The organism is Nostoc linckia z4 (genome assembly GCF_002608075.1).
Classification (GTDB): Bacteria; Cyanobacteriota; Cyanobacteriia; order Cyanobacteriales; family Nostocaceae; genus Nostoc; species Nostoc linckia.
Genome location: NZ_LAHA01000002.1, coordinates 192,863 through 218,548, shown reverse-complemented (window position 1 = coordinate 218,548; position 25,686 = coordinate 192,863). Strand labels below are relative to the sequence as shown.

The 25,686-nt window shown below is 40.8% G+C and carries 22 protein-coding genes and 1 tRNA gene; 10 read left to right on the top strand and 13 right to left on the bottom strand.

The genetic code is table 11. The annotated features are described in order from the left end of the window. Positions 1–140: 140 nt before the first annotated feature. Positions 141–3,002 (top strand): hypothetical protein, encoded by a 2,862-nt coding sequence (locus VF06_RS03225; RefSeq protein WP_257208108.1) that lies wholly within the window; start codon positions 141–143, stop codon positions 3,000–3,002. Between the two features lie 297 nt (positions 3,003–3,299). Here the strand turns inward: VF06_RS03225 and VF06_RS03220 are convergent, their stop codons facing one another. Both VF06_RS03220 and VF06_RS03215 read right to left on the bottom strand, forming a co-directional pair. Continuing rightward, on the bottom strand, positions 3,300–3,743 hold the full coding sequence (locus VF06_RS03220) for a hypothetical protein (RefSeq protein WP_099084583.1): 444 nt from the start codon (positions 3,741–3,743) through the stop codon (positions 3,300–3,302). A 642-nt stretch (positions 3,744–4,385) separates the two neighbouring features. Further along, positions 4,386–4,790, bottom strand: a complete 405-nt coding sequence (locus tag VF06_RS03215; protein WP_099069665.1) for a hypothetical protein — start codon at positions 4,788–4,790, stop codon at positions 4,386–4,388. A gap of 420 nt (positions 4,791–5,210) precedes the next feature. Between VF06_RS03215 and VF06_RS42335 the strand changes: the two genes are divergently transcribed. The 3 genes from VF06_RS42335 (at position 5,211) to VF06_RS03205 (ending at position 8,403) form a co-directional block, all read left to right on the top strand. Beyond that, on the top strand, positions 5,211–5,333 hold the full coding sequence (locus VF06_RS42335; RefSeq protein WP_257207455.1) for a hypothetical protein: 123 nt from the start codon (positions 5,211–5,213) through the stop codon (positions 5,331–5,333). A gap of 188 nt (positions 5,334–5,521) precedes the next feature. Continuing rightward, positions 5,522–7,702, top strand: a complete 2,181-nt coding sequence (gene ppk1 / locus VF06_RS03210; protein ID WP_099069664.1) for a polyphosphate kinase 1 — start codon at positions 5,522–5,524, stop codon at positions 7,700–7,702. A 284-nt stretch (positions 7,703–7,986) separates the two neighbouring features. Next, entirely contained in the window at positions 7,987–8,403 is a 417-nt protein-coding gene (locus VF06_RS03205; RefSeq protein ID WP_099069663.1) for a response regulator, read from the top strand. A 225-nt stretch (positions 8,404–8,628) separates the two neighbouring features. On the opposite strand, the gene VF06_RS03200 is transcribed toward VF06_RS03205, so the two are convergent. Beyond that, positions 8,629–8,808, bottom strand: a complete 180-nt coding sequence (locus VF06_RS03200) for a hypothetical protein (protein WP_099069662.1) — start codon at positions 8,806–8,808, stop codon at positions 8,629–8,631. Positions 8,809–9,447: 639 nt separating this feature from the next. Between VF06_RS03200 and VF06_RS03195 the strand changes: the two genes are divergently transcribed. Further along, positions 9,448–10,020: a DUF2854 domain-containing protein gene (locus VF06_RS03195; RefSeq protein ID WP_099069661.1), complete on the top strand. Its 573-nt coding sequence runs from the start codon at positions 9,448–9,450 to the stop codon at positions 10,018–10,020. A gap of 187 nt (positions 10,021–10,207) precedes the next feature. On the opposite strand, the gene VF06_RS03190 is transcribed toward VF06_RS03195, so the two are convergent. After that, on the bottom strand, positions 10,208–10,468 hold the full coding sequence (locus tag VF06_RS03190; RefSeq protein WP_099069660.1) for a CRR7 family NDH-1 assembly protein: 261 nt from the start codon (positions 10,466–10,468) through the stop codon (positions 10,208–10,210). A gap of 626 nt (positions 10,469–11,094) precedes the next feature. Here VF06_RS03190 and VF06_RS03180 point away from each other — a divergent pair. Further along, positions 11,095–12,123, top strand: a complete 1,029-nt coding sequence (locus VF06_RS03180) for a GGDEF domain-containing response regulator (RefSeq protein ID WP_099069658.1) — start codon at positions 11,095–11,097, stop codon at positions 12,121–12,123. Here the strand turns inward: VF06_RS03180 and VF06_RS40225 are convergent. From VF06_RS40225 to VF06_RS42330, 3 genes are all read right to left on the bottom strand, one after another. After that, the gene (locus VF06_RS40225; protein WP_180267234.1) at positions 12,120–12,260 is read right to left on the bottom strand and encodes a hypothetical protein; all 141 of its coding nucleotides are present in this window, start codon (positions 12,258–12,260) and stop codon (positions 12,120–12,122) included. The two genes, VF06_RS03180 and VF06_RS40225, sit on opposite strands and share 4 nt — an antisense overlap. Before the next feature lie 56 nt (positions 12,261–12,316). Continuing rightward, positions 12,317–13,522, bottom strand: a complete 1,206-nt coding sequence (locus VF06_RS03175; RefSeq protein ID WP_180267235.1) for a histidine kinase — start codon at positions 13,520–13,522, stop codon at positions 12,317–12,319. Between the two features lie 1,054 nt (positions 13,523–14,576). After that, on the bottom strand, positions 14,577–14,708 hold the full coding sequence (locus VF06_RS42330) for a hypothetical protein (RefSeq protein WP_257207457.1): 132 nt from the start codon (positions 14,706–14,708) through the stop codon (positions 14,577–14,579). Between the two features lie 264 nt (positions 14,709–14,972). Here VF06_RS42330 and VF06_RS03170 point away from each other — a divergent pair, with 264 nt between their 5' ends. The 3 genes from VF06_RS03170 (at position 14,973) to VF06_RS03160 (ending at position 17,809) form a co-directional block, all read left to right on the top strand. Further along, entirely contained in the window at positions 14,973–16,376 is a 1,404-nt protein-coding gene (locus VF06_RS03170) for an S-layer homology domain-containing protein (protein ID WP_099069656.1), read from the top strand. Between the two features lie 63 nt (positions 16,377–16,439). Next, positions 16,440–16,766: a hypothetical protein gene (locus VF06_RS03165; RefSeq protein ID WP_099069655.1), complete on the top strand. Its 327-nt coding sequence runs from the start codon at positions 16,440–16,442 to the stop codon at positions 16,764–16,766. Next, positions 16,766–17,809, top strand: a complete 1,044-nt coding sequence (locus VF06_RS03160; RefSeq protein ID WP_099069654.1) for a M42 family metallopeptidase — start codon at positions 16,766–16,768, stop codon at positions 17,807–17,809. The genes VF06_RS03165 and VF06_RS03160 overlap by 1 nt, the downstream gene beginning before the upstream one ends. An 11-nt stretch (positions 17,810–17,820) precedes the next feature. Here the strand turns inward: VF06_RS03160 and VF06_RS03155 are convergent. Next, positions 17,821–17,892: transfer RNA gene (locus tag VF06_RS03155), tRNA-Thr, on the bottom strand. 33 nt (positions 17,893–17,925) lie between these two features. Here VF06_RS03155 and VF06_RS03150 point away from each other — a divergent pair. Next, on the top strand, positions 17,926–18,219 hold the full coding sequence (locus VF06_RS03150; RefSeq protein WP_099069653.1) for a DUF3493 domain-containing protein: 294 nt from the start codon (positions 17,926–17,928) through the stop codon (positions 18,217–18,219). 359 nt (positions 18,220–18,578) lie between these two features. Here the strand turns inward: VF06_RS03150 and VF06_RS03145 are convergent, their stop codons facing one another. From VF06_RS03145 to VF06_RS03120, 5 genes are all read right to left on the bottom strand, one after another. Next, a complete protein-coding gene (locus tag VF06_RS03145) occupies positions 18,579–20,273 on the bottom strand; it encodes a DUF1565 domain-containing protein (RefSeq protein WP_099069758.1) in 1,695 nt (564 codons plus the stop codon). A gap of 394 nt (positions 20,274–20,667) precedes the next feature. Continuing rightward, positions 20,668–20,865, bottom strand: coding sequence for a hypothetical protein (locus VF06_RS03140; RefSeq protein ID WP_099069652.1), 198 nt, complete (start codon positions 20,863–20,865; stop codon positions 20,668–20,670). A gap of 165 nt (positions 20,866–21,030) precedes the next feature. Then, a complete protein-coding gene (locus tag VF06_RS03135) occupies positions 21,031–21,666 on the bottom strand; it encodes a low-complexity tail membrane protein (protein WP_099069651.1) in 636 nt (211 codons plus the stop codon). 95 nt (positions 21,667–21,761) lie between these two features. Next, the gene (gene infB / locus VF06_RS03130; RefSeq protein WP_099069650.1) at positions 21,762–24,902 is read right to left on the bottom strand and encodes a translation initiation factor IF-2; all 3,141 of its coding nucleotides are present in this window, start codon (positions 24,900–24,902) and stop codon (positions 21,762–21,764) included. A gap of 484 nt (positions 24,903–25,386) precedes the next feature. Then, on the bottom strand, positions 25,387–25,659 hold the full coding sequence (locus VF06_RS03120) for a YlxR family protein (RefSeq protein ID WP_099069649.1): 273 nt from the start codon (positions 25,657–25,659) through the stop codon (positions 25,387–25,389). Between the last annotated feature and the right edge of the window lie 27 nt (positions 25,660–25,686).

The following is a 25,686-nucleotide window of genomic DNA, read 5'->3' as shown; positions in this document are numbered from 1 at the left end:
TATTTCCGACATTAGTCAATGTCAAATACTTTGAGTTCCCAACATCTTTTACTGTGAAATCCTTGAAAAAATCAAGTCAGACAATTAGCAATATCTCCCTAATGAGATTCAAAAAAAAAGTAAAAATTCTGGGGATATATTTGTTATCCTCGACATTTTTTTACAGTATTATATGTATTGAAATATCTGCGATCGCCACCAATGTAAATAGTCAAAATAATGTTGATTTAACAAATAATCACAACAGTTTATTAATCACAACCGATCGAATAAATAGCTCACAAAATCAACAAATTTTAAAACGAGCTTTAAAGAAATTTCAATCTAATTTAGAAAAGCCAAAAAAATTACCCAAATTAATTATAGCTGATGTTATCCCAATTGAAGAATATAAAGATAACCCTGCCAAACCACCCGCAGAAAATGAAGAAAAACCCCAACCAGATATAATTCAACCATCAAATTCAAATCCAGCAAAACCATATACTCTCCAGCAACAACTACTAATCCAAAAACTACGTCGAACAAAAAAACAGCAACAAGTAATCCAAAAGAAAATAATTCTTGACGCTCTGAGTTCCAGTGCCAATAGATACCCTTGGATTACTAACCCTACAGATAACCTGACTTTTAAACCTCAATTATTTAAACCAAATAAAGACGAAAATTACATCGATACAGATTTAAGTATCAGATTTTCTGAAGATAATGAAATTATTGAAAAATTTACCTACGGAAAATTCCCCGAATCTGACCAGTTTTACTGGGTTCTCGATAACAATAGATTAGTAATTGAAACCAAAGGTACACAAGCAGGTATTCTTTACCAAGGGAGAGCTTCTGAAAACTATAGTACCCAAAATATGACATCAACCCAAGCATTTTGGGGTTTACAATCTCTGAATACTTTACCTGTAAATTTCGACGAATTAATGGGTGAGGCTGGAGTTGATAATTTTTCTATCGTTTCTATAGCAGGACAAATAATTAATCCTGAAGGAGTACCTGCTGGTAGAGTAATAATTAATAGCGGAGTTAATCCTGAAGATCCTAACGTCACAATTTTGAGAAATCCTACCCCAATTCTTGGTAGTGGTTCAACTTTAAGTAGTCAAGGTGGCGGAGCTTTATTTGATTTATTAGACGCTACCAATAGCCCTCGAATTTTACAAGCCTTTCCCACTACAAATTTAAAGCCTCTATTAGATGGTGGAAATGTTAGACTCCAACTAGGCGAAATTATTCCTAATTCCGCTCTAGAAGCAGCTGGGATTTTTTGGGGCGATATTTTAACAGGTGAAGGCTTTGGTTTTACTGCTCCTGTTTCTTCATTACCAGGTGCTAAGATTGCTCAGCGGGGTAGTTTTGATAACCCTGATTTATTAAATATAGCAGTCAACCCTTACCTCACACAAACTGAGAGAGATTTAAGTTATTTAAATTCTTTATTTTGGGTTTCTTTTGGCAAAAGAGACCCCCAATTTGAAATTTTATCTCAGGCTCCACAAAGAACTTCTAATTGGCATAGATTATATGCTAGCTATCCTCACAATCGCACCATTATTCAATACGATCCAGAAAAAATTAGTGCCAATTATTCTAATGTTTTTGCTAGTCCAGGATTCTCAATTACAGCTAATTTTAATGATTTTAGTATTGATGGTATACAAACAGTTAATTCTACTTTAGGACTGGCATTAGGTGGAATTTTTAACTTTGTTAAAATAGACAATCTTGACGAGAGTTTAGCAGAAGCACGAGAAAGATTTCAAAACGGAGACAATTTTGCTGAATTAAATACAAAATCAACACCAAATCAAAGAAGACTAATTAATAACAGGCTGAATCGCACTTTAGCTTATTCCAATGCAGCCAGTAACCTAGAACAAGTATCTGGGAATATGACAATTGAGAGTAAAATTACTCCCAATAACTCTAATATATTGACCCTGAGGACAGGAAATCACAAACGCGCCGTTCAATTTTTAGAAAGAGATATTCAACTTTTAGATCCAGGTGATACATTCTTTTCAACCCTGAGACTTTCTAATGAAAGATTTGGCCCTTTGACTTTCATTGGCAATCAAATTCCTTTAAATAATACTGGCATCGATCCTGTTAACGAATCTAGTGCTACTGAAGTTATTTTAACTAACTCCCAAGGCAGACAATTTGTACAAAAATTTAGTTCTGTAGATAATACTATAGTGCCACTACCAGTCCGGACATTTGATTTGGCATTCGATTATTTTGAACTGACTAGAGTTGACCTCATAGGTGTGAGTTTTAACCGTTTTAATGGTTATCTGTCTTTACCCTCAGTGGAATTATTAGCAGCTGGTTCCAGTGGTGACTTAAACTATAGCGCTAGCTTGGGAACTTGGTTTAATGTAGATGCTCAATCAGCACCAGGAGTTTCTAATAATAATTTAGGATTACCAGAACCAGCTATAGGTATATATTTTAGCGCTCTGGCTAACTATATTAAAACTCACGTCCAGTTAGATGCCAATAAAAAACCAGTAGCTATCAATACTCATGTACCGTCATTACAAATTAATTGGAATAGTGCATCAAACGCCAATAATCCTTTCTCCGCCGTCTTAAGCTATTATTTTAATCGCCAACAAAAATATTTAAGTTTCTCTTTAGCCCCTGCCATCGCTTTTATTCAAGAAAATAGTAATGGTGAATTATTAGGACTTTTTAGCGGTGAACTTAGTACTAGCACTGGTTTGAATATTAATGCAAACCTCGAATTTGGTGAAAATTTATTCTATGAATTAAAGGGTTTACAAAGAATCAGTACTAATTTTTCTCTTGGTGCTTATATTAAAAATTATGCCACAAGAAATGTAGGTTTAAATAGCCGAGTATCTGGCTTAAATTACGGATTAATTTTTAGACATCAATTTCCAGATAATAATGTTTTTATAGAATCTCTAATTGGGACTGGTGAAAATGGATTTGATATGCAAATTAAAGGTGGTTATAGGTTTTAGGTAAGATGCCGCAAGGTATAGGGGCACGTCATTTCGTGCCCCTGTTTAGTTAAGGCATTAGACGCGAACTAGAGGCTATTCAATCTTTAGATCGAAATCACCACAAAATTAAGTAAGTCGGCGAAAAAAATTCGATGTATATGAACAAATATAAATTTGATGTAGGGTGTGTTACGCCGTAGGCTAACGCACCTGAAACTGTTGGTGGTGCGTTACGCTGCGCGACAACGCACCCTACATTTAAGCTCTTAACATAACTGAAATTAGCGACAACTTAGGTTAATATAGTCTTTTGTACTATTCTAAAGCTCCTAACCCATTAGTATCATTAATCGTCTCAATCAGAGATGCTGCATCGGTAATTGATGTTAAATTATTGACTGTTTCTACATTTTGATTCAAAAGTGAATTGTTATTGTTTGTTATTGTTTCTGTTGCTGTTCCTACGGTGAGGGATAAGGAAGTTATTCTTTCATTAATTGTTCCAATGTTTGTAAAAGTAGGCGTGACTGTTAGAGTGGTGCTTGTGCCAGGATTTAAAACATTATTACTAACAGGTAAGAACAGTTCACCACTAACACTTTGATAAGCACCAGTAGGTGAAACTATAGAAACAGCACCACGCGCCACTGCTTGTTGTGCATTTACTGGCGCTGCAATCAAATTACCTAAACTGATAAAAGCCAGCAAATAAAAGCTTTTTTTGATAGTTACAGGTAGTTGACAAAACATGCTATACATGTTTATTCTATCCCTCATGCTTTTTTAGATTGGCATGAGAAATATATCTGTAACTTTCTGAAAGATTTGATTGCTAGACTACTAAAATTTGGTATAAGGATTAACACTTAGTCAAAAAAGGCAAAAGCCAAAGGGCAAAAGGCAAGAGTAATTATTACCTTTTTGTCTTGTCCCTATTGCCTTCTACCTTCTGCTTATTGCCTCTTGCCTCTTGCCTCTTGCCTTATTAAGAAGATTTCGTGAAGTATCTATTTAAACAAATATCAAAAGCCCGATTTCTTAGAGAAACCGGGTTTGTATGGTAATATTGTGAAATAAGTTTGGAAATACTGCCCCTCAACTACATTTAAGGGGTTGTATTTTTTCTGAAATCTGTTAAACCTTCCCGTCTACCTTATCCTGCATCAAGACTATGGATATAGGTAAAAGATATTGACTAAAAGAGTTGATCTGCGTATTACCAAGTATTTTAATGCAAATGCCTAGCGTGGGGATGCACAATAGTTTTATCTCTACTGCTGGCAATGCTTTCTCAAGCTAAACCCAAAAAGACATCGAAAATCAAGGCAAAGTGTGAAAGCGTCTAGACTAAAAGCCGATGAGGTTTACACTATCGTGATTTTCTCTGAGCTAAGGCTCGGTCTATTCTAAACCACCAGCGCTAGCTGCTCTAACAAGAGCTGTTACATCCTGAATATCTGTATAGCCAGTAATCAGTGCTGCAATAGCTCCTTCGATTGTGCTGCTGCTAGTTGATATAGATTCTTCAAGTGCACCTGGATCTATTTCTAGACTGTCTATAGCTTCATCTTGTCCACCCACAGTACCACTAATTGTAGGTGTAATTGTTAATGGGCCAGGGAATTGTGTACCACTAGGAGCAACCAACTCACCACTAACGCTGACAGAAGAACCTGATGGTCTAACTACTGTAACTGCACCACGAGCAGCAGCTTGATCTGCTTTTGCAGGTGCAGCAAAGAAATTGCTAACACCAACTAAACCTAATACGCAAACACTACCTTTGATAATTGTAGAAATTTTCATGATTCACAAGCTCCTTGTGTATTCATCTTTGCGTTTTCAATATAACTATTGCTTTCCATAAATATTTCAGTGATAACACTGAAATTTGAAAATTTTTGATGGTCATAAATTAAAAAAATTAATATAAAAATTATGAGTATTGTTATGAATACTACAATCTGAATCTCAATAAAACAAGAGATAAAACAGAGAGGCTACCTGATTAATGTCTGTATAGTGCTTGTGGTATTGATTACTAGATTGAGTATTTTGAAAAACTATATCTAAAAATTACTAAATGTATGACTTGAGACTAAGTTTAATCCCAAAATTTCTGTAAACTATGCTTAATAATTACTCACAAATTTACCAAATTAGCCATGCAGTATTTTGGCTAAATCTTGATTGCATCTTCACGGCTAATATGCTCTGAGCAATGATTTGAATTCTACTGTTGCTAATTTTATGTATGAAAACGATCGCACACCATATCAAAGAGACCTTGCAATGCAACGTCTCTACATCTGGATTTATATCGCAATTGGTCAACGCCGGAATTCTTAGCCATAACGTTGTAGGGGTACACGGCTGTGTACCCCTACTAAAGAAATAATATTTTGAAATCATTAAAAGCAGCTATAAAACGTAGATATGACCAAGTGTTGCTTAGGCGTAACGCTCAAGCACTATTTAACTTACTATGTTTAGTGTCCCCAAGTTAAATGGCTACACCTGCCTGCCCTTAGGTCATTATGGCGAAATCAAAAAAAAGCACTACTCCTATTAATCTTAACGATCCACAATATTATCTTAACCGAGAGTTAAGCTGGTTAGAGTTTAATGCCAGAGTTTTACATGAAGCTTGTGACGATCGCACCCCGCTTCTCGAACGTCTAAAGTTTTTAGCAATCTTCTGTTCTAATTTAGATGAATTCTTTATGGTGCGGGTTGCTGGTTTAAAGCAACAAGTTGAGGCTAAGGTCAGTCTGTTAACTCCCGATGGTCGCACACCACAACAACAGCTAGACGATATTCGGTCTGCCCTGATTCCTCAGGTGAAAAAACAGCACCAACATTTTGACCAAGTACTCCGCCCGCTATTGGCAAATCATGGCATCCATATTCTGAATTACATAGATTTAAATCAGACACAGCGGAATCATCTCAACAGCTATTTTGAAGAACAGGTTTTTCCAGTTTTGACTCCGTTGGCTGTTGACCCCAGTCATCCGTTTCCTTTTATTTCTAATCTCAGCTTGAATTTGGCAGTTGTGGTGAAAAACCCAGACACCGATGAAGAATTTTTTGCCAGAGTCAAAGTTCCTAACGTTCTGCCAAGATTTTTACCTATACCTCGTGAGTTAGCAACCCCAGATAAGGAAAAACCGATTCACTGGGTGGGAGTACCTTTAGAACAAGCGATCGCTCATAACTTAGAATCCCTATTTCCAGGGATGAATATTCAAGAATATCATCCATTCCGCATTACCCGCGACGCCGATTTAGTTTTAGAAGAAGATGAAGCCGATGATTTATTGTTAGCCATCGAACAAGAACTGCGAAAACGGCGTTTGGGTGGAAGTCCAGTGCGACTAGAAATTCAATCGCAAACACCAGAACCGGTGCGATCGCGATTATTACAAGATTTAGAATTAACAGACAGCGATCTTTATGAGGTAGATGGCCTTTTAGGACTGCGGGATTTAATGTATTTTATGTCCTTGCCACTACCAGAAATCAAAGATCCACCACGTCAATCTGTTGTCCCACCACGGCTGCAACGTCTTCGAGAACCAAGTTTAGACCCAGATGCACTAGAAACAGACGAAGGAAAAGACTTTTTTGCGGTAATTCGGGAAAAAGATTTGTTAGTACACCATCCCTATCAATCTTTTTCCGCCTCAGTGGTGCGGTTTATTACTTACGCCGCCTACGACCCGAATGTGCTAGCCATCAAAATGACTCTCTACCGCACTTCTGGAGACTCACCCATCGTTAACGCTTTAATCGCCGCCGCCGAAAATGGCAAGCAGGTATCTGTGCTGGTGGAATTAAAAGCGCGGTTTGATGAAGAAAATAATATTTATTGGGCAAGACGATTAGAAAGAGTAGGAGTTCATGTCGTCTATGGTTTAGTGGGACTGAAAACCCATAGTAAAACCGTCTTGGTGGTACGGCGAGAAAAAGACCGGATGCGCCGCTACGTGCATATTGGGACTGGTAATTATAACCCGAAAACTGCACGTCTGTACACAGATTTGGGATTGTTTACTTGCCGTGAAGAAGTAGGTGCTGACATCACAGACTTATTTAATTTCTTAACAGGCTACTCCCGGCAAAAGTCTTATCGAGAAGTGCTGGTTGCACCTGTGAATATGCGCGATCGCTTTTTGGCACTTATTCGTCGCGAAATCGAAAATGTTCAAAATGGCTTTTCTGGGCGCATTGTTGCCAAAATGAATTCTCTAGTCGATCCCCAAATTATCGCCACTTTATATGAAGCTTCCCGCGCTGGGGTGCAGATAGATTTAATTGTTAGGGGCATTTGTTGTTTACGTCCAGGACTCAAAGATATCAGTGAAAATATTCATATAATCAGCATTATTGGTCGCTTTTTAGAACACTCCCGCATTTATTATTTTCATAACAACGCACAGGAGGAAATTTATATTGGCAGTGCCGATTGGATGCGCCGCAACTTAGACCGACGAGTGGAAGTAATTACCCCAATTAAAGACCCAGATATTGCTAAAGACTTGCAAGAAATCCTGGGAATTATGCTCGCAGATAATCGCCAAGCTTGGGAATTACAATCCGATGGCACATATATTCAACGGCGTCCCTATGATGATTCTCCGGAAGCCAATTCCCAAAAAATTCTGCTCAATATGGCCTTACGCACAAATAGTGTAGCCTCAAACCTGATTGATTAAAAAGATTAGGTTCGCCATATTTTGACTGAAAATCAAAAGGCGCAAGTCTCTAACTTCTATTTATTTGGAATCACTGTCAAGCAAGAATCAGCCAGCTTCTAGCGATGAAGAGTGTCAAAACTAGATCGACTTAGTTTTTTTACAAAATTTTAATTTTTTGAAAAGTTAACTAAGTTATTTGTTATGGGTTTATAGAAGTTATTCAACCATAGGATAGAGTAAGTACTGGCACTTATTCCCATAAACTAGAGGGGTTATTGTAAACAATTTTGTCTTTTCCCTCGATGTTAATGTTATCCTGTGAGCTTTCTACCTTGCGCGTTCTAGTAGTTGATGACCACGAACTTACTCGTTTAACCTTACAATTAGCTTTTTCTTGCCAGGAAAATATCCAAGTTGTGGGCTTAGCCAGTAATGGTCAAGAAGCTGTGGAAATGGTTAAACTTTGGCAGCCTGATGTAATTGTTTTAGATTTACAGATGCCAGTCATGGATGGCTGGAGTGCATCCAGTCAAATTAAAGCTATATCCCCTAACACTCAAATCCTTGCTTACTCTTCTGTAGAGGATGTAAGTTTTCAGGGGACAAAAAAAATGTCTAGCTTTGATGATGTTTGTAAAAAAGATGTACCTACCTCCGAACTTATCGCTTTAGTAAGGCAGTTAGGTAAGCGTGCGGCAAATAACACCGTCACTGAATGAGTGAATGATAATAAATGACATCACCAACCCAGGGTTATCTCAATTCCAGGGATTTGAAGACATTATATTAGTGAAAAAGGTCGGTATATCCTCAAGTTCAAGGTCACACCGACACTTTTTCATAATCTCCACTCTAATGGCGAGTCTAGCTTCAGGGACTTTCAAATACACATATCCCACCGTTCACAGTCAACGGTCATCAGTTAGCAACTTCAAGTTACCTAACTATATTTCTGCTTCGGGAACTGTACGTCTAAATTCATCAATTAACTCATCCAGTTCCTCCAAAGCCTGATTTACGTCAATTCTTAAAGTTCCCAAGTTTGGCTGTTCCAGTAAACTCAGTAGGTAGTCCCGCTTACTTTGCACTACGGCAATTCGTTCTTTTATAGTCTGTAGATCCATTATTTTTTCTTTGTTTTAATCACCTTTAAGTCTAAACTTAACTCATAATCTAACTAAATGCAGCAAGGGGTTGCCTATTATACCTATAAGAGTTAATGGGTGTGGAATTGCTACCAACTAATAAAGTGAGCAACAAGTTCTTGACTTTGTTTACTCAACAAGACTTCTATCTTCCTTGTCTTCCTTGTCCCCCTTGTCCCCCTTATCCCAGCACAATGGGATATTTTTTTCTAGGAAGTCCCTGAGGTTACTATCCTTGCCAATGAGAATACCACAAACAAGATGGGCTAATGCTCTTTCTTAATTTGTGACTCATAGCCGATGATAATAAAACTAATATCATTTCATAAAACTCTTACTACAAGTACGTAGGTAGGGGCACACAACTTTCATAGGTGTCAACTTAACATGAAACTTTTATTATCACTGTCTGCGTTACTCCACCCCGGTTTTGTCTAAAGCCAAAACCTCCCTCTTGGTAAGGGGAGGGGTTGGGGGTGGGGTAAAACGATTGTGGGGCAAGAGTTTGAGCTTAAGTTGACACCAATGCACAACTTGAAACCCCTACAGGCTATTGATTTTTTGCCAAGATTTTTAGAAATGGTATGAGATATTAGCAATTTATACTCATCTAAGCTCATGCTAGGCCAAATCTCTCTGGGAACACTCGGTTTAACTATCGGTAGCATATTAACCATTATTGGCTTCGTCGCTTATGCTGCTGATAATGCGACACTCAATCTTGTGGGATTTTTTTACGGGATTCCTCTATTGTTAGGGGGATTGGCACTGAAAGCTAATGAACTCAAGCCAATACCTTTTAGCCAAACGACGCCACCATCAATATTAAAATTGCGTCAGGAACAGGCAACTGTAACTCAAAATAAAATTCGCAAAGACATCACTAGATATTGCTATGGTCAAGATGCCCATTTCGATACAACACTTGATTTTTTGGGTTTGAGTCCCAGCGATGAAGAACGGCCGATAATTACAGGGTTGCGAGAAACAGAAGTCAATGAAAGTTACACCCTAATTTTAGAATTTGATTCACCGTTAGTACCAATTGACTTATGGCAAAAAAAACAAGAAAAAATGACCAATTATTTTGGCCCTGGAGTGGAAATTCAAATAACCCAGCCATCTGAAAACAAAATTGAAGTAGCATTAATCAAAAATGCTGAAAAAGAGTCAGTAGTCAGTAGTCAATAATGTTGGGGATTGGGAGTGTTGACTGTTGACTGTTGACTGTTGAGATGGGGAGATGGGGTGAGAATTTCATTCAGCCGATTATCCTAGTACCCCATCTCGCGAAAGTTTAGAATTCCGTTGGATAACTCAGATTAATATCAGACATACAAGGTGATTCTCAATTGAAAATCTAAAACTCAAAACAATATTACTTTTCTAGACGAACTGCATACCATTCTAAGTATTGTCCAGGGCCAAGATCTAATTCACAAGTAGTGTCGAGTAAATGTTGTGCTTGGCCTTCCACAGTATTAATTTTTTGCAACTCAGGCGGCAAATCTTGAATTTTCAGTTGCTGGAGAGTTGTTTTGAGTTTCTCTAATAACTCTGATAATGTCATAAATTGTTCTGGTTGATTTGTTTCCAGAACCACAAAGTTATCCTGCTGATACATTAATGGGTTTGGCATTTTTTAGATTTAGTGAATGTATGTGATTTTTGAGTTTTTTAGAAAATATAAGAATTTTTACTGATGTTTTTTAGGATGATTAATCAAATAATAAACTTTTCAAAAATGAAAATATCAAATTTATGTAATTATACTAAATCACTACAATTATTATTAGATAATAAATTCAATTTTTAATTTAAATTAAGTGACATTAGTATTTAGTCTTAGCCATACACTCAGTACTGTTTACTAATTAGTTTGACCTATTTAAGATAACTTTTTAAAAGAATCACAAAATTCAATAATTAAGCTGTGAATTAGATGTGAATTTACAATTCTGTTGAGAATTGTAATTTGACATTAATAATGGGGAAATATAACAGTAACATTTCCTCCCATAATCATAAGGCAATAAAAAAGTGGCTATTGCCTTTGAGTTCCAATTATAGACTGTATATGCAAATTAGTTATCTACCGCTTGCTTGGCTCAATAATATTGAGCAGTCTATTCTCAAAAAACAGTTGATTGTCAGGACAAAGGCACCCTTGCCACATATGCTGGCATTGATGGAAATAGCGATCGCTCCTATGCGATCTGATTACTCAGCCTTTTTCAGGATAGTCTCGCAAGTAGAATGTAACTCATGTCAGGCATAAGCCCATTTTCTCTTTCTAAGCAACCACCACTCATTCTAGTGGCTGATGACGACAAGACCATTCGAGTGTTATTGCGTAAAGCTATGGAGCAAGAAGGTTACCGAGTGGTGGAGGTCAATGATGGTAAGCAATGTTTAGATGCTTACGAGACTATCAAACCGGATATAGTTTTGCTGGATGCTGTAATGCCTGTGATGGATGGTTTTACTTGCTGTAAACAATTGCTTCAGATTGCTAGAAATAATCTGATTTCAGCACTGGCAACTTTCGATACTGATTCTGTGCTTGGTAATACTGTAATTTCCAAGATATGGGAGCGGACTCCCATCTTGATGATCACATGCTTAGACGATGAAGAATCTGTAGACCGTGCTTTTGAGGCGGGAGCAACTGATTATGTTACCAAGCCAATTCACTGGCCTGTATTGCGCCAACGACTACGCCGACTACTACAGCAAGCACAAGTATACAAACAACTAGAAGCAGCAAACCAAGCTTTGCAGCACCTCGCCAATGTTGATGGCTTAACTGGGTTACCGAATCGTCGTCGTTTTGACGATTATCTTAATACTCAGTGGATTAACTTAGCACAAGAGGAATCCCCCTTGTCTCTTATTTTATGTGATATTGACTATTTTAAATTTTACAACGATAAATATGGTCATCCTGCTGGCGATGTCTGTTTACAAAAGGTGGGTACTGTTTTAAGCCAAAAAGCACAAAAACATCAAGATTTAGTAGCCCGTTATGGTGGTGAAGAATTTGCTGTGATTATGCCATATACACATGCCTCTGGTGCAATTCATGTGGCCGCAGGAATGCAAGCAGCAGTCAGAGATTTGCAAATTGTTCATGACGGTTCTGCGGTGAGTCAGCATGTCACCCTAAGTATGGGCGTAGCAACTGTTGTCCCCACCTGGGAATCGTCACCTTTGGATTTGATCGTGCGGGCAGATAAAGCACTTTACCAAGCCAAAGCTAAAGGACGCGATCGCTTTGTATCAAGTAGTCATTAGTCATTGGGCATTGGGCATTGGGCATTGGGCATTGGGCATTGGGCATTGGGTACGAGTAGAGATGAACGGATGAGGGTTCTGGAGGGAGATGGGGCACAAAAGCAGGGGAGAATAATAACTCCTCTGTCAGCAGTCAACTGTCAACTGTCAACTGTCAACATATTTAATCCCCAATGCTTTGTTTGGCTAAGGATCAAGAAGGATAAACCGGTAGTGTGAAGTGGAACCATGCCCCGCTATTGGGGGCAGAGTCTACCCAAATTTGACCGTAATGCGCTCGGATGATGCGTTGGCATAAACAAAGGCCGATGCCGTAACCTTCTGTACCTTCATCCCGTTGCAGGCGGAAGTGGTTTTCAAAGATGCGATCGCGATTTTCTACAGGAATACCAGGCCCAGTATCGCCAATACTGAACTGAACTTTTTGGGTGGTGCGGTGTAATCCAGCAATGCTAATCTTCCCGCCTTTGGGTGTATATTTGATGGCGTTATCCAAGAGATTTACTAACACTTGTCGGATGCGTTCTGGGTCAGCATATACGCATGGCAAGTCTTTGGGAATATCTGTTTCTACCTCTTGGGATTTGGCAGTGTAGCGATCGCGCAATTCTTCTAATACATCGAAACAAAGTTTACCTAGCTCTACCTTTTGTGGTAGTATTGGTATTTCTGTGTCTTTACCACGACCTACTTGCAAAAGATCGGCAATCATCCGGTCGATAATTTTAGTTTGACCGCGGGCTTGTTTTAATAAATGTGCCGTCATCGACGGTTTGAGGCGCTGAAATTCCCCTGTTTCTACATTGTAGTTAGATTGAAGAGTTTCTATGGCGATGGCAGCAGCAGTTAGGGGATTGCGGAGGTCATGTGCCAACATAGCAATCACTCGGTCTTTAAACTGTAACTGTTCCTGAAGGTTTTCTTTTTCCTGTTTTAAGCGAAAAATTTCGTCTGACAGGCGGATGAGTTCAGCAGAAACCGCAACGGAACGAATTGTAGATTTGGCAGAGTTCACCCGACCATTATCGTCTATACGCTCTTGTAAGTCTTCCTGTAATTTTAAGTAGGTGTCTACGGCGGTTTGCCAGCGAGACCACCAGTTTTTCAATTGCGCTACTATATTGCTCCCAGCTAGAATCTGTTGTGGTTCTGGATGAATTTTGATTAAAGCTGGTGTTGCTACCAATTTAAAGTGTTCTGCTAAGTAAGGTTGTTGACCAACATCGATTATTTGCAGTTCAAAACTATACTCAGCCTGCAACTCTTTTAAGTAAGCACGTATTCGCTGCACTTGCTGTCGGGACTTTGGGCGTCCATCGACAAAAAGTAGCAGCTGGAGTGGGGCCTCAGAATGAATAGGCTGATCCTGGGAAACTTGCATGTAATCGTGTTTCAGCACTGGTAACAACCTGGCGACGCTTTACAAAAAGTAAAATGGACTAATGGTTGTCGATGGTCGTTCGTTTTTCTTCAATTTAATATCTATTTTAGATTTTTCATACTCATATCAGATCTGCATTTTTGACATAAGATACAGCTTTTTGAGCCTTTTGCTTTCTCCAAGGTGACTTTATTTCCAAGAAACACTCAAGTTACTTGAATATAAGCCTCAATTTGCCCTAAATCAAAATTTTTGGCAGAGTCAGCACGTAAAAAGTTTAATACTATGTCAAATTGGCTAGTACAGCATTATGTGAATATGATGAGTCACTTTGAACAAGGAAACACTGAACCAAACGTAGATGCTAATTGTATCTGAATCTATTAGGTATGTGTTAACTATCTAGACAAAGTGTGTAAATCCCGTAAAAACATTTTCCCAATCCCTAATACCCAGTTAGAGAGAGGCATTTCTCCCCAAGCAGATTTTTAATTAGTTGGCGACTCCTCACCGCGACCTAACGCTATGGATAAGATACCAGCGATCGCACTTTGAAGAAGAAGCACTCACTACTTTTGAGGGTTTTAAGAAACATCGGGAGTGGTAGAGCAGATAGTGTTTGTTTCATAGTGCGGTGTGCCGACTATGTAGCGCTACCAATAAAATCTGACTAGAGAACAGGTAGTAATCTTGGTCAGGAATCATTGATAGATATGACGTAAACCACTGCGACATTTGACTAGGAATTTTAGATTTTTGGGCAATGCTGCTTTTTGGCAAGCTACATACCTGACTTTTAGTCAGTGAAATAAATCCAAAATCCTCAGTAGCGTGGTAGTTTCGCAATGTGTTGCCATCAAAAATTCAAAACCAGTTAACTGCTTTACATAAGCCCTAACCTCAAGAACTAAAAACTTACGCTAAGTTCCTGGAATTACTCAACACTGGCATTCTTCGGACATTTCATTATCCAGCTTACCATCGTCAGATGAATAATCTTCAGATATCCATATTTAAGCCAACGTTAGCCAATTTCATTGGTTCCCCTCTTTTGATGAGGCTAAGGGGGGCTTTATTCATAGTCTATCACTTCAGTTGCTTGGCGATCGCACCAAATCAATGCATTTAGGCGTAGCCTCAAGGTTGTGTTTGCTAGATTGTTCAGTTGCCAAGAGGATTCATGGTGTCGGCTGTTAAGTGTCAATTATGGGTTTATTTATGTTTTTTCTCAAAAATGTTACTTTCGCTGAATTTTAGGGAAATCTATAAATAAGCATGGGAATTATCAAAACCTAATGGCTGTAAAACGAAGACAACACGGTAGCTTCTGCTACCGTTTACTAATTTTCTGAGACATCATTAAATAGCGCTGCGCGAGAAACTGGGAAAATTTCTCTCCAATAACCAGTAGCCATTTCATAAACAGTTTGCGCTAGGGTAGGAACTGAAACTCAATTTGTGATTTCCTGTGCTTCCTGCTAAACGTCCAGCTGTATTTCTGAGTTTGGCTGTTTTATTAACTTCGTTAACAGCCTGTGCTAATACTCCAGTGGCCAAAAATCTGGAGGAGTCTTTGGCAGCAGATCCTAAACTGCAAAATAATCCGGTTGTCTTTGGAGAATCTCAGACAAACCAATCACAAGCACAGCCAAAGGACTCAACACTCCAGTTACCAGCTGATTTCCCTAAAGACATTCCACTATACTCCAATGCCAAACTACAGGAAGTAACACCTGCTAACGATTCAGAAAACAAAGTCTCAACTCGTTGGTTGAGTTCCGATCCTAGCAACTTGATTGCTAGTTTTTATCGCAGCCAGTTACAAACAAATAACTGGCAAATTTCGCAACAGCCAACAGATGATGGAGTAGGTGTATTTGAAGCACGCCGTGATAATTCCCTACTGAAAGTTTCGATTCAGCCTCAATCAGTTACCAACGCTACACCTAATCAACCCCAAACAGCCACTGAATTATTGATTGAGTACCTACCAAATAGTAGTACTGCCACAGCGCAACCTACTCCTAGTGCAAATCCTAACAACACTTCTAGTAACAACAACGTTCCTCAAGCCGGAGATCCGCAGTTTATCGGCCCTGTACAACCAGCAAACTCGGCATCACAGCCATCAACCACCACTAATAACCAAACAACTCCCGCAGCCACACGCCAACCACAGACATTCAACGATCTCAATAAAGCACCACAAGAATGGCGACAACACATTGAAGATTTAGCTGCTTTGGGTGTTTTGTCCCTAGAACCAAAGACAACTAAGAGTAATTCTGTTACCACAACTAACCAATTTGAACCCGGTAAAATTGTTACACGTCGCGAATACGCTCGTTGGCTAATTGCTGCTAATAATGCTATGTATGCCAACAATCCAGCTAAACAAATTCGCTTGGCACCAGAAAGTACTCAACCAACTTTTAGTGATGTATCCTCAAAAGACCCTGATTTTCCAGCAATTCAGGGACTAGCTGAGGCTGGGTTAATTCCCAGTCCTTTATCTGGAGATTCTGTTGCTGTTTTGTTTCGTCCTGATGCTCCCTTAACACGGGAGGTGTTACTGCTGTGGAAATTACCCCTAGATACTCGCCAAGGCTTACCCTCTGCTACCTTGGATGCTGTCAAACAAACCTGGGGTTTTCAAGACGTAGCCCGAATTGATTCTAAGGCTTTAAGAGCAGTGTTGGCTGATTTCCAAAATGGAGAACAATCGAATATTCGGCGGGTGTTTGGCTATACGACTTTGTTTCAACCCAAAAAACCAGTAACTCGTGCTGAGGCTGCTACAGCTTTGTGGTACTTCGGAACTCAGGGTGAGGGTGTCTCGGCGGCTGATGCATTGAAATTAAAGCAAAGTTAAAGTTGTTAGGTTTGGTGTGAAATACTTTGGTAGAAGTCGGTAGGAAAAATATTTTTGTTTTTCATGCAACAGATCCAAGACACCGGCCAGCAGCTAAAATTGATTGTCATAAAGCTAGATATACGTAACCCCATCCACAACAAGTTTCTCATCTGGGACGATTACCACCCAACCACCGTTGCTCATCAGATTATAGCGGACACTGCACTGGCGGCGATTGAGGCTAAGTCTGTTCCGAAACCTCCGACACAGGTGGGGACATTGTTGGCAGTTGGTACTTTCGGTGCAGTAGGAGTACTCAAGCGCCAGCAAAAAAGGTCGGCACTTACGACTGCGGATCTGGTTTCTAGCGCACAATCGTCTCATACAGTTGACAAGAAGTATTATTGATGTGGGATTACGATCGCTTATTTCAAATTATTGCAGAGTTGGTGATGCATCATTCTCCTAGTGGTGCAGAAGCCGAAATTAATCAGTTGTTAATCCAACGATTTACAGCACTTGGTGTAGAAGTTTGGTGCGATCGCGCCGACAACATTATTGCAAAAATCCCTGGACAAAGTCCAGACCGAGCCATTGCTATTACAGCCCATAAGGATGAAATTGGGGCAATAGTCAAAACTCTCGGTGATGAAGGTCGTGTTGAAGTCCGCAAACTCGGCGGTTCTTTTCCGTGGATTTACGGCGAAGGCGTGGTAGATTTACTGGGAGACAATGAAACCATCAGCGGAATTCTCAGCTTTGGTTCTCGGCACGTTTCCCACGAATCTCCGCAAAAAGTCCAGCAGGAAGATACTAGCGTCAAGTGGGAAAATGCCTGGATTGAAACCAAACGCACTACCGCCGAACTAGAAGCCGCTGGAATTCGACCTGGAACGAGAATGGTAATTGGCAAACATCGCAAATTGCCAATTAGATTAAAGGATCACATTGCCAGTTACACTTTAGATAACAAAGCCTCTGTTGCGATTTTGCTAGCTTTAGCTGAAGGCCTAAAACAGCCAGCTGTCGATGTTTATCTGGTGGCTTCAGCAAAAGAAGAAGTCGGGGCAATTGGGGCATTATTTTTTACTCAAAATCAGCCTTTAGATGCCTTGATTGCTTTAGAAATTTGTCCATTATCTGAGGAATATCCTGTTAAAGATGGGGAAATTCCTGTACTTTTATCCCAAGACGCTTATGGAATATATGATGAGGGATTAAATGCACAAATACGCCAATGCGCTAAGCAGTTGGATGTACCAATTCAGTTTACAACTCTGAGTGGATTTGGCAGTGATGCGTCAATTGCCATGAAATTTGGACATGTTGGACGTGCTGCTTGTTTAGCGTTTCCTACTCAAAATACTCACGGTTATGAAATTGCTCATTTAGGAGCGATCGCTCATTGTATTGATTTATTAAAAGCCTTCTGCCAAACTGAATTCAAGTAATACTCGATAAAAGCCGATGACGGGATTTGAACCCGTGGCCTGCTGATTACGAATCAGCTGCTCTACCACTGAGCCACATCGGCGTACACAATCGAATAGTATAGCATGATTCACTGATGGTAAATCCAAATCCCAAAAATCGCCTCAATCCCGAACAATACACACGTCTGAAAGCAGAAATAGCAACTCCTTATCGAGGGTTGCGACAATTTCTTTATATTGCTTTTGGTGCTTCTGGTTTAATTGGGGCGTTCATCTTTTTTTTCCGAGTCCTTGCTGGACGCGATATTGACAGCGCTTTGCCTAACTTAGCTCTGCAAATAGGAATCGTTACCTTGATGGTTTTTCTTTGGCGTTGGGAACAACGCCGACAACAAAACCGTAAATCTGGTAAAAATAATAACTCCTGAATCAATTTAAATTGTTAATTTTTTTATTTGTATTTTTACATATGTTGATATTCTTCAATGTTTTGATAAGAATTAACATATCAGGAAAGAAAAAATAAAGAAATTATTAGAAAAGCTCAAAAAGTAAAAATTTCTGAGAGACTGAAAGTCGTTAAAACGGGGTCAGCATATATAAAGACCCTGATTATAAACTCAATCAGGTTGAGATGGGGTCAATTTTTATATTTGAAGACCCCAAATTTTATAAATCGCATCTTAAATTTAATAAAATTTACAATGTTGCAAGGGCCAGACCAATAATTTATTAGTCTGGCCATTGCAATTAATCTATTGGTACATACTCAAAGCTTCAGCACATTTTATTGAACAGTTACCAAATACGATGAAGGAATTGGTTGCGCGCGTCCAGTATTAACGAGTGCTTGGTAAACAAAGGCTGCAACTTCGGCTCTAGTCGCCTGACGGTTAGGATTGAGTTGTTTAGCAGTCGGGTAATTGATTACTAATTGCCGTACAGTTGCAGCAGCAACAGGGGCGATGGCATAGTCAGGAATTTGCGCCGCATCAGTATAAAACGAAATAACACTTTGATTGTTAGCAGTTAAGCCCAAACCATTTGCTAAAGCAACCAAGGCCTGCACTCTTGGAATTTGTTGCTGTGGTTTAAAAGTACCATCAGGATAACCAGAAACAAATTGACTCTGATAAGCAGATTGAATAGCAGCGTAAGCCCAAAAATTGCTTGCTACGTCTTTAAATTGAATAGCTGGGCGCTTGGTTGGCGGTGTCAGAGCTTTAGTGATAATAGTAGCGAATTGAGCGCGGGTTACGGGTTCATTGGGTTTAAAGGTGCCATCAGGAAACCCAGCAATAATATTTTGGGAAGCTAAGGCTTCAATGTAGACTTTTGCCCAATAATTTGCTGGCACATCTTTAAAGGCGACAGCTCCTCCAGGAGGTACATCAACAACTGCGGCAACAAAATCTACTGAACCAGCAATTCGTTTTTGATCGATATCGTTGCCAACAGCGAGAATTGTACCAGTTTTAGTAGCATTGTTGACATCATAGCGAACATTATTACGAATCAGATTACCACCAGGATTTTCATTGGTGCCAAGGTCAGGTAATGCGCTAACAGTTGCTACAACACCATCCCGCTTATTGTTTTGAATGACATTCTTACGTAATACGGGTTTAGCTGACTCTGAGATAAAAAGACCGTCTTGGTTTTCAATGATTTGGTTTTCTACAACTAAAGGTGTAGAAGTGCCGCCGATCGCTATACCAAAACCAGTATCTTGAAATAAGTTACTGCGAATTTCTCCTTGAGCAGATTTAGCAACAGAAACTCCGTTGCCTTTATTTTGTACAAAAATGTTACTTTCGATTTTGGGGTTGCCTGTACCAGTGACAAAAACGCCCTCTCTGATGCTGTTAATAAAGGTACTGTTTTTGATGGTGGGATTTGTAGATTCCACCCAAATACCAGTTCCCCGTTGATTTGGGTTGGTAACAGTAACTCCTGTAATGGTCGTATTTTGCTCGGCAAGGATGGTAATATCCTGTCTGGCAAAGGTGCGACTGGTGTAAAAACCTCCACCTGAAATTAATATTCCCTGACCTCTGCTAGCTTCATCACCCTGGAGTGTCACCCCTGGTTTGAGCAAGATGGGAAAGGTTTCTCCACTTTCCTGGGTATAATTTCCCGGTGCAAGTTGAATTGTTGTCCCTGGTTGGGCCTGACTAAGGGCAAAAGTTATGCTTTTGTAAGGTGCGTTGGCTGTAGTACCAGCACCAGCGGTGTCTGCACCAGTTGTAGGATTAACGTAAATTACTGTTGCAGTGGTGGGAACTTGGGCTGTGAGAGTTGGAGCGATATTTTGTGAGTGAGTGGCACCAGCATTTACCTCACCAGATAGTACTATTGAACCACCAGAGACTACTAACAAAGCCGTTAGTCCGGCTGTGATGCGTACAGTGTGTCTCAAATAATTGCGAGAAAGAAAGCGAAAATTTTTTGCTGAAGCAGTCTGAAAACTCTGATGTTTCATTTTTGAGTCTGTGATGTGCTGAATTACGGTATGTCGAACAAGGTTAAAGCTAGCAATCTTGTCAGCTGGCATAAAACCCATGCAAAACTATACCGAATGATTAGCACTGATTCAGCTAAATTCCTGAGATAGATCACAGAACTTATACATAAGTTATATACTTTAATTGAGAAAATTTTACCTAAAACAGTAATTCATCTCACACATCACCCGAAGGAGAGCATGAGATGAATTGCGAAGTTACACCTACCTAACAGAAAGGTATAAGTAAATTGTTTTGCATTGAACTTGCACATTGATTCAACGAGGCTGTTCACCGTTGACAGTTGACAGTCAACAGCCACTTTTGTTGGTTATACTTTTTTAGCACGGATTAACTTAGTTCACTAGATATCTAATAAGCTAAAGTTTCTAAAGTTTCTCGTAAATATCGTTGTACTTGCTGTTCTAAGCGGAGTCCCTGTAATTGAGCATCTCGTTCTAGTTGCCAGCGTTGAAAACCTGAACTATTAGAGATAGCACATTTGAGGCTATACCAAATTTCACTATCAGCAGAAAATTGGCGATCGCTATAAGCTGGAATTTGAGCCATAATTCCTCATTCCTCTGTTATTAGTAATTGGGCATGGGGGAGGCAGTGCGGTTTTGGGGTCTCCCCAAGTAGAGCAACTGCCGTCATTGGGTATTGGCTATTAATTTGTCTCCCTCATCCCTGACTCCCCGCGTCTGCTCCTAGCCTCTTCAAAGAAAATAATATTTACTCTGGGGGCTGGTGCGAATCTTTGTTTTGTGAGAGCAAAGATTCAAACAATCGGGGCAACATTTGATTAACCCGCACACCTAAAATTGTAAAATCTTGTTTAATCTTGTCTAAAGATAACGGTTCTATGGCCGCAAATTCTGTGTCATTAGTCACTAAAACTCGCATGACACTAACGGGTATTTGTAAAAATAGATTACTGGCTAAAAAGGCTAAGGCAGCAAGTATTAAACCAAGGCTGCGCCATTGTGGTAAAAATTTAGCCGTATTTGCTACTGATGGGGCAATTTGATATATATGCCACAACGCCCAAATCGACAACACTGCTGTCACTAGGGTTAAGATCCGATTTAACCTTGTATTCGTTAAACAAAGAATTTTGCGCTGCCGTTCAGTCAAGTTTTCTGGTTTTAAGGCTATTCCCAAAAGACCAAATATATAAAAGGGGCGACGCAGCTGCATCCATAGCAGTGGCAAAACACCAATGGCAGCTACTAGAAATAATTCCATCCAGACGGGCAAAAAAGGTTCGCCTACGGATAGGAACAATAAGCAGAGTATTGAAAAAATAGGTAATGTCGCTAATCCAGCGATATGAATCCACAAAATTGGTTCAGAGCGAAATGAAGCCATATATTAAATTTATGAGTTAAAAGTTAGGAGTTAGGAGTTAAGAGCTTTTAACTCACAACTCCTAACTCCTACTTCTAACCATTTTACCCCCAGCACTATCTGGTTAAGGTGAGAGTACGGCGCTTAGTAACCATTTGATAGGCTTCGATGATGTCACCTTCAACCCAATCATTGAATTTATCGATGCCGACACCGCATTCATAACCAGCGTTGACTTCGCGGGCATCTTCTTTCATCCGTTTGAGGGAATCAAGCACGCCTTCATAAACCACTTTTCCGCTACGTCGTACCCGTACTTTACAGTTGCGGATTAGTTTGCCAGATTGAACGTAACAACCGGCAACCGCACCACGGCCAACTGGGAAGACGGCACGGACTTCGGTTTGACCCAAGGGTTCTTCCACCAACTCTGGTTCAAGAAGACCTTCCAAAGCATCTTGGATATCTTCCAAGAGTTTGTAGATGACGTTGTATTCCCGGACATCTACACCAGCTTCATCAGCGGCTTGTCTTGCACCACTAGCGAAGGTAGTATTGAAGCCAATAATTACAGCGTTACTAGCAGATGCTAAGTCGATATCTGTTTCGGTAATTTCCCCAGCAGTAGCCAATAACATGCGAATTTGGACTTCGTTTTGGGGGATTTGCTTGAGCGCTCCCACAATGGCTTCCACGGAACCTTGTACGTCTCCCTTCAAGATCAAGTTGAGTTCTTTCAACTCGCCTTCTTGTGCTTGAGCTGAGAGGGTAGTGAGGGTAACGCGTCCTTGTAACAAGCGGGATAGGCGTTGTTTGTCGGCGCGATCGCTTGCTAGGTTTCGGGCTTCTTTTTCGTTCTCGAAGACCTCGAACTCGTCGCCGGCTGCTGGGACATCACTCAAGCCCAACACCTCAACCGCAAAGGATGGGGAGGCAGCTTCGACTCTAGCACCTCTGTCGTTCACCATTGCCCGCACTTTCCCAAAGGCGGAGCCGGCTACAAGCATATCACCTACATGCAATGTGCCATTCTGAATTAGCAAAGTAGCAACTGCTCCCTTGGCTTTATCCAGATGTGCTTCAATAACGGTTCCTCTGGCTGCCCGGTCTGGGTTAGCAGATAGTTCTGCTACTTCTGCCACCAACAGGATCATTTCTAAGAGCGTATCCAGGTTTTCGCCTTTGATGGCACTCACCGGTACCATAATTGTGTCGCCGCCCCATTCCTCTGGTGTCAGACCATATTGGGTGAGTTCTTGTTTCACCCGGTCTGGCTGTGCGGCTTCTTTGTCAATTTTGTTGATGGCAACAACAATTGGTACTTCTGCTGCTTGAGCGTGGCTAATGGCTTCAATGGTTTGGGGACGAACGCCGTCATCGGCAGCTACTACTAACACAGCAATATCAGTTACCCGCGCTCCTCGTGCCCGCATGGCTGTAAAAGCTTCGTGACCTGGAGTATCTAGGAAGACTATCTGCTGTGGTTTATCCTCATGCACCACATCCACGTGGTATGCGCCGATGTGTTGGGTAATACCGCCAGCTTCTCCAGCAGCGACTTTGGTTTTACGAATTGAGTCGAGCAGAGTTGTTTTACCGTGGTCTACGTGACCCATAATTGTCACCACAGGCGGACGCCGATGGAGATTTTCTAGGTCTTCGGCGCTGACCATTTCCGTAACCTTGCGAGCTTCTGCTTCTGGTTCGGCGGTTTCAACTTCTATTTCTAGTTCTTTTCCTACCAACGTAATTGTTGGAATATCTAGATTTTGGGTGATACTGACTGCCATGCCTTTGAGGAACAGGATTTTTACAATCTCTGTATCGGCAACAACTAAAAGGTCAGCCAATTCTTGGACAGTCATTGGCCCTGTGACCACGACTTTTTCCGGACGTTCGCGTTTGGTTTCGACTTCTTGGCGACGGTTTTGGTCGCGGTTGGAAGTAGATTTTTTAGTTTTTGCTGTTGGTGCGGTGGCCAAGGCTGCCGCTGAGGTTTGTGCTGGTTTGGTCGATTTGGGTTTTGGGGGACGGACAATAGAAAGACTTACTTGGATGGTGGCTGGTGTGTCTAAATCGTCATCATCCAGTAAATCCTCTTCAAATTCGTCATCATCCAGAAGTATTGGCTTGTTTCGTTTGCCTTTAACGCCGGCTTTACCGGCCTTTTCTTTAACTTCATCGATGATTTCTTCTTCTACCCACTTTTTACCACCTTTGGCTAGCCGGGGTGGAGTTGGGCGCTTCAAATCGAGCAGTTCCGGAGCAATTGGCTCCTCACCCAATACCTCAGTTTTTGCTGCTATTGCTGACAGATGTCTTGGCGGAGTAGCAATTGGCATTGCTGCTGCTACAGCTTCCCCAGAACGTGCAGGCCGGGGTCGTTGCCCGTCTCCTATTGGTGATGGAGCTGATGGTCGATTTCCTCTTGGCTCTGGTTTGCCTGGTGAAGTGGTGGGACGAGGCTGTTTTTGTGGTGCAGCCGACGGGGCCTGGTCTGCTGGTAGCTTAGCGACTTTTGGCTTAATAATTTGATGGTCGCGATCGCCTTCTGCTGTCCGCGGACGTTCCCGTTTGAGAATCGGTTTGTCTGTGGCAGTTTGCGGCTCGGATACCTGTAGTTGTTCCGCTGCTGGTCTTGCCGGTGGGGCAACTAATTGCGGTTTTTGAGGTTTTTCCGGTTTCGGTCTTGGTGGAATTACTTTTTCTGGTTTTTGGGCAACTGGTTTTTCCTGTGGCTGATTTGGACTAGGTGCTTGTTCCAAGTTTTTTACAGGAGGTTGCTCTGGGGTCTCAGATTGATTCCGGGGTACGGGTCGAATTGGTGCCGTCGGCTTCATGGGTGAGACTGGTGTAGCGAAAGGCCGTGGAGGTGAGGGAGGATTAGCTTCAGACAAAGCAGCTTGGGTATTGGTAGCAACTGACGCCTCTGGGGCGTTGGAGGTAGTATTTCTCAATATTTTCGGTTTGCGTATTTCCAAAATTTGCTGTTTGTGGGGTGCAGCAGGTCGGTTACGTCCGCCGTTTGGTAGTGAATTTGATTTATGGCTGGTTGTACCTGGTTCCTTTTTAGGCGTCACATTTGTCGCTGCGAGTTTTTGTGCAGCAGTACGAATCTGTTCTGCCTCGGATTCTGAAATCGTGCTGCTATGGCTTTTGACCGCGATGTTGAGCTGGTCGCAAATTGCTAATAGCTCTTTGTTATCCAAATTCAATTCCTTTGATAATTCATAGATTCTAACTTTGCCGTTGTTCATCCACTCTTCCCCTTTAATTTACAGTTTTAGCGGATGGCTGCCTGGGAGTGCGACATCTCCATCCTTTGATTACTGTTTTTAGGTTGCCCTTGGTGATTTTGCCGGTGCCTCCAATCAGGAAAGAGAGATGTTTCGGTTTAATGGCATCCCCACCAGGAATGATGGTTGAGAGATGCCCATAAAAATTTTTTAAAGATTTTTATGGTCACCCTTGACGCCGAACTGCGCCTGAGCGCTACCAGGTTGCCATGAAGTTGTAGTTTTTTGTTTTGCTGATTCTGAGTCTTCCACAACACAATCGAGTACATTTTGCTTTGGGAGTGTTACCCCGCTCCTCTTTTAATGGAAGAGCCGAATGCTTTCTACACCCATTTACTATTTTGGCACTAACCCTAGCATTCGACAGAGGATATGAAAAAGGTGCGATTAGTTCGGCTTTTGCATAATTTCTCTGCTGATAACGCTACTAAGTTGTTCCAATTAATTAAATTTGTTGATTTTGGCTATTATTGCTGGCTAGACGTTGCGACAAGCTTTGGTACAGTGTTTCTGGCACTGATGCGTGTAGCGATCGCCCTAGTCGATTTTTCTTTTGAGCTGCTTGTAGGCAACTCGCTTGCGGACAAATGTAGGCAGAACGCCCCATGCCTCGATCTAATTGTACCTTTCCAGATGGAAAGACGCGTACAATCCGCCAAAACTCTTCTTTTAAACCTAGTTTGCGGCAGCTAATACAGCGCCGATAATTTGGTTTCATTAGTTTTGTTAGGATCTCAGTTCAGCA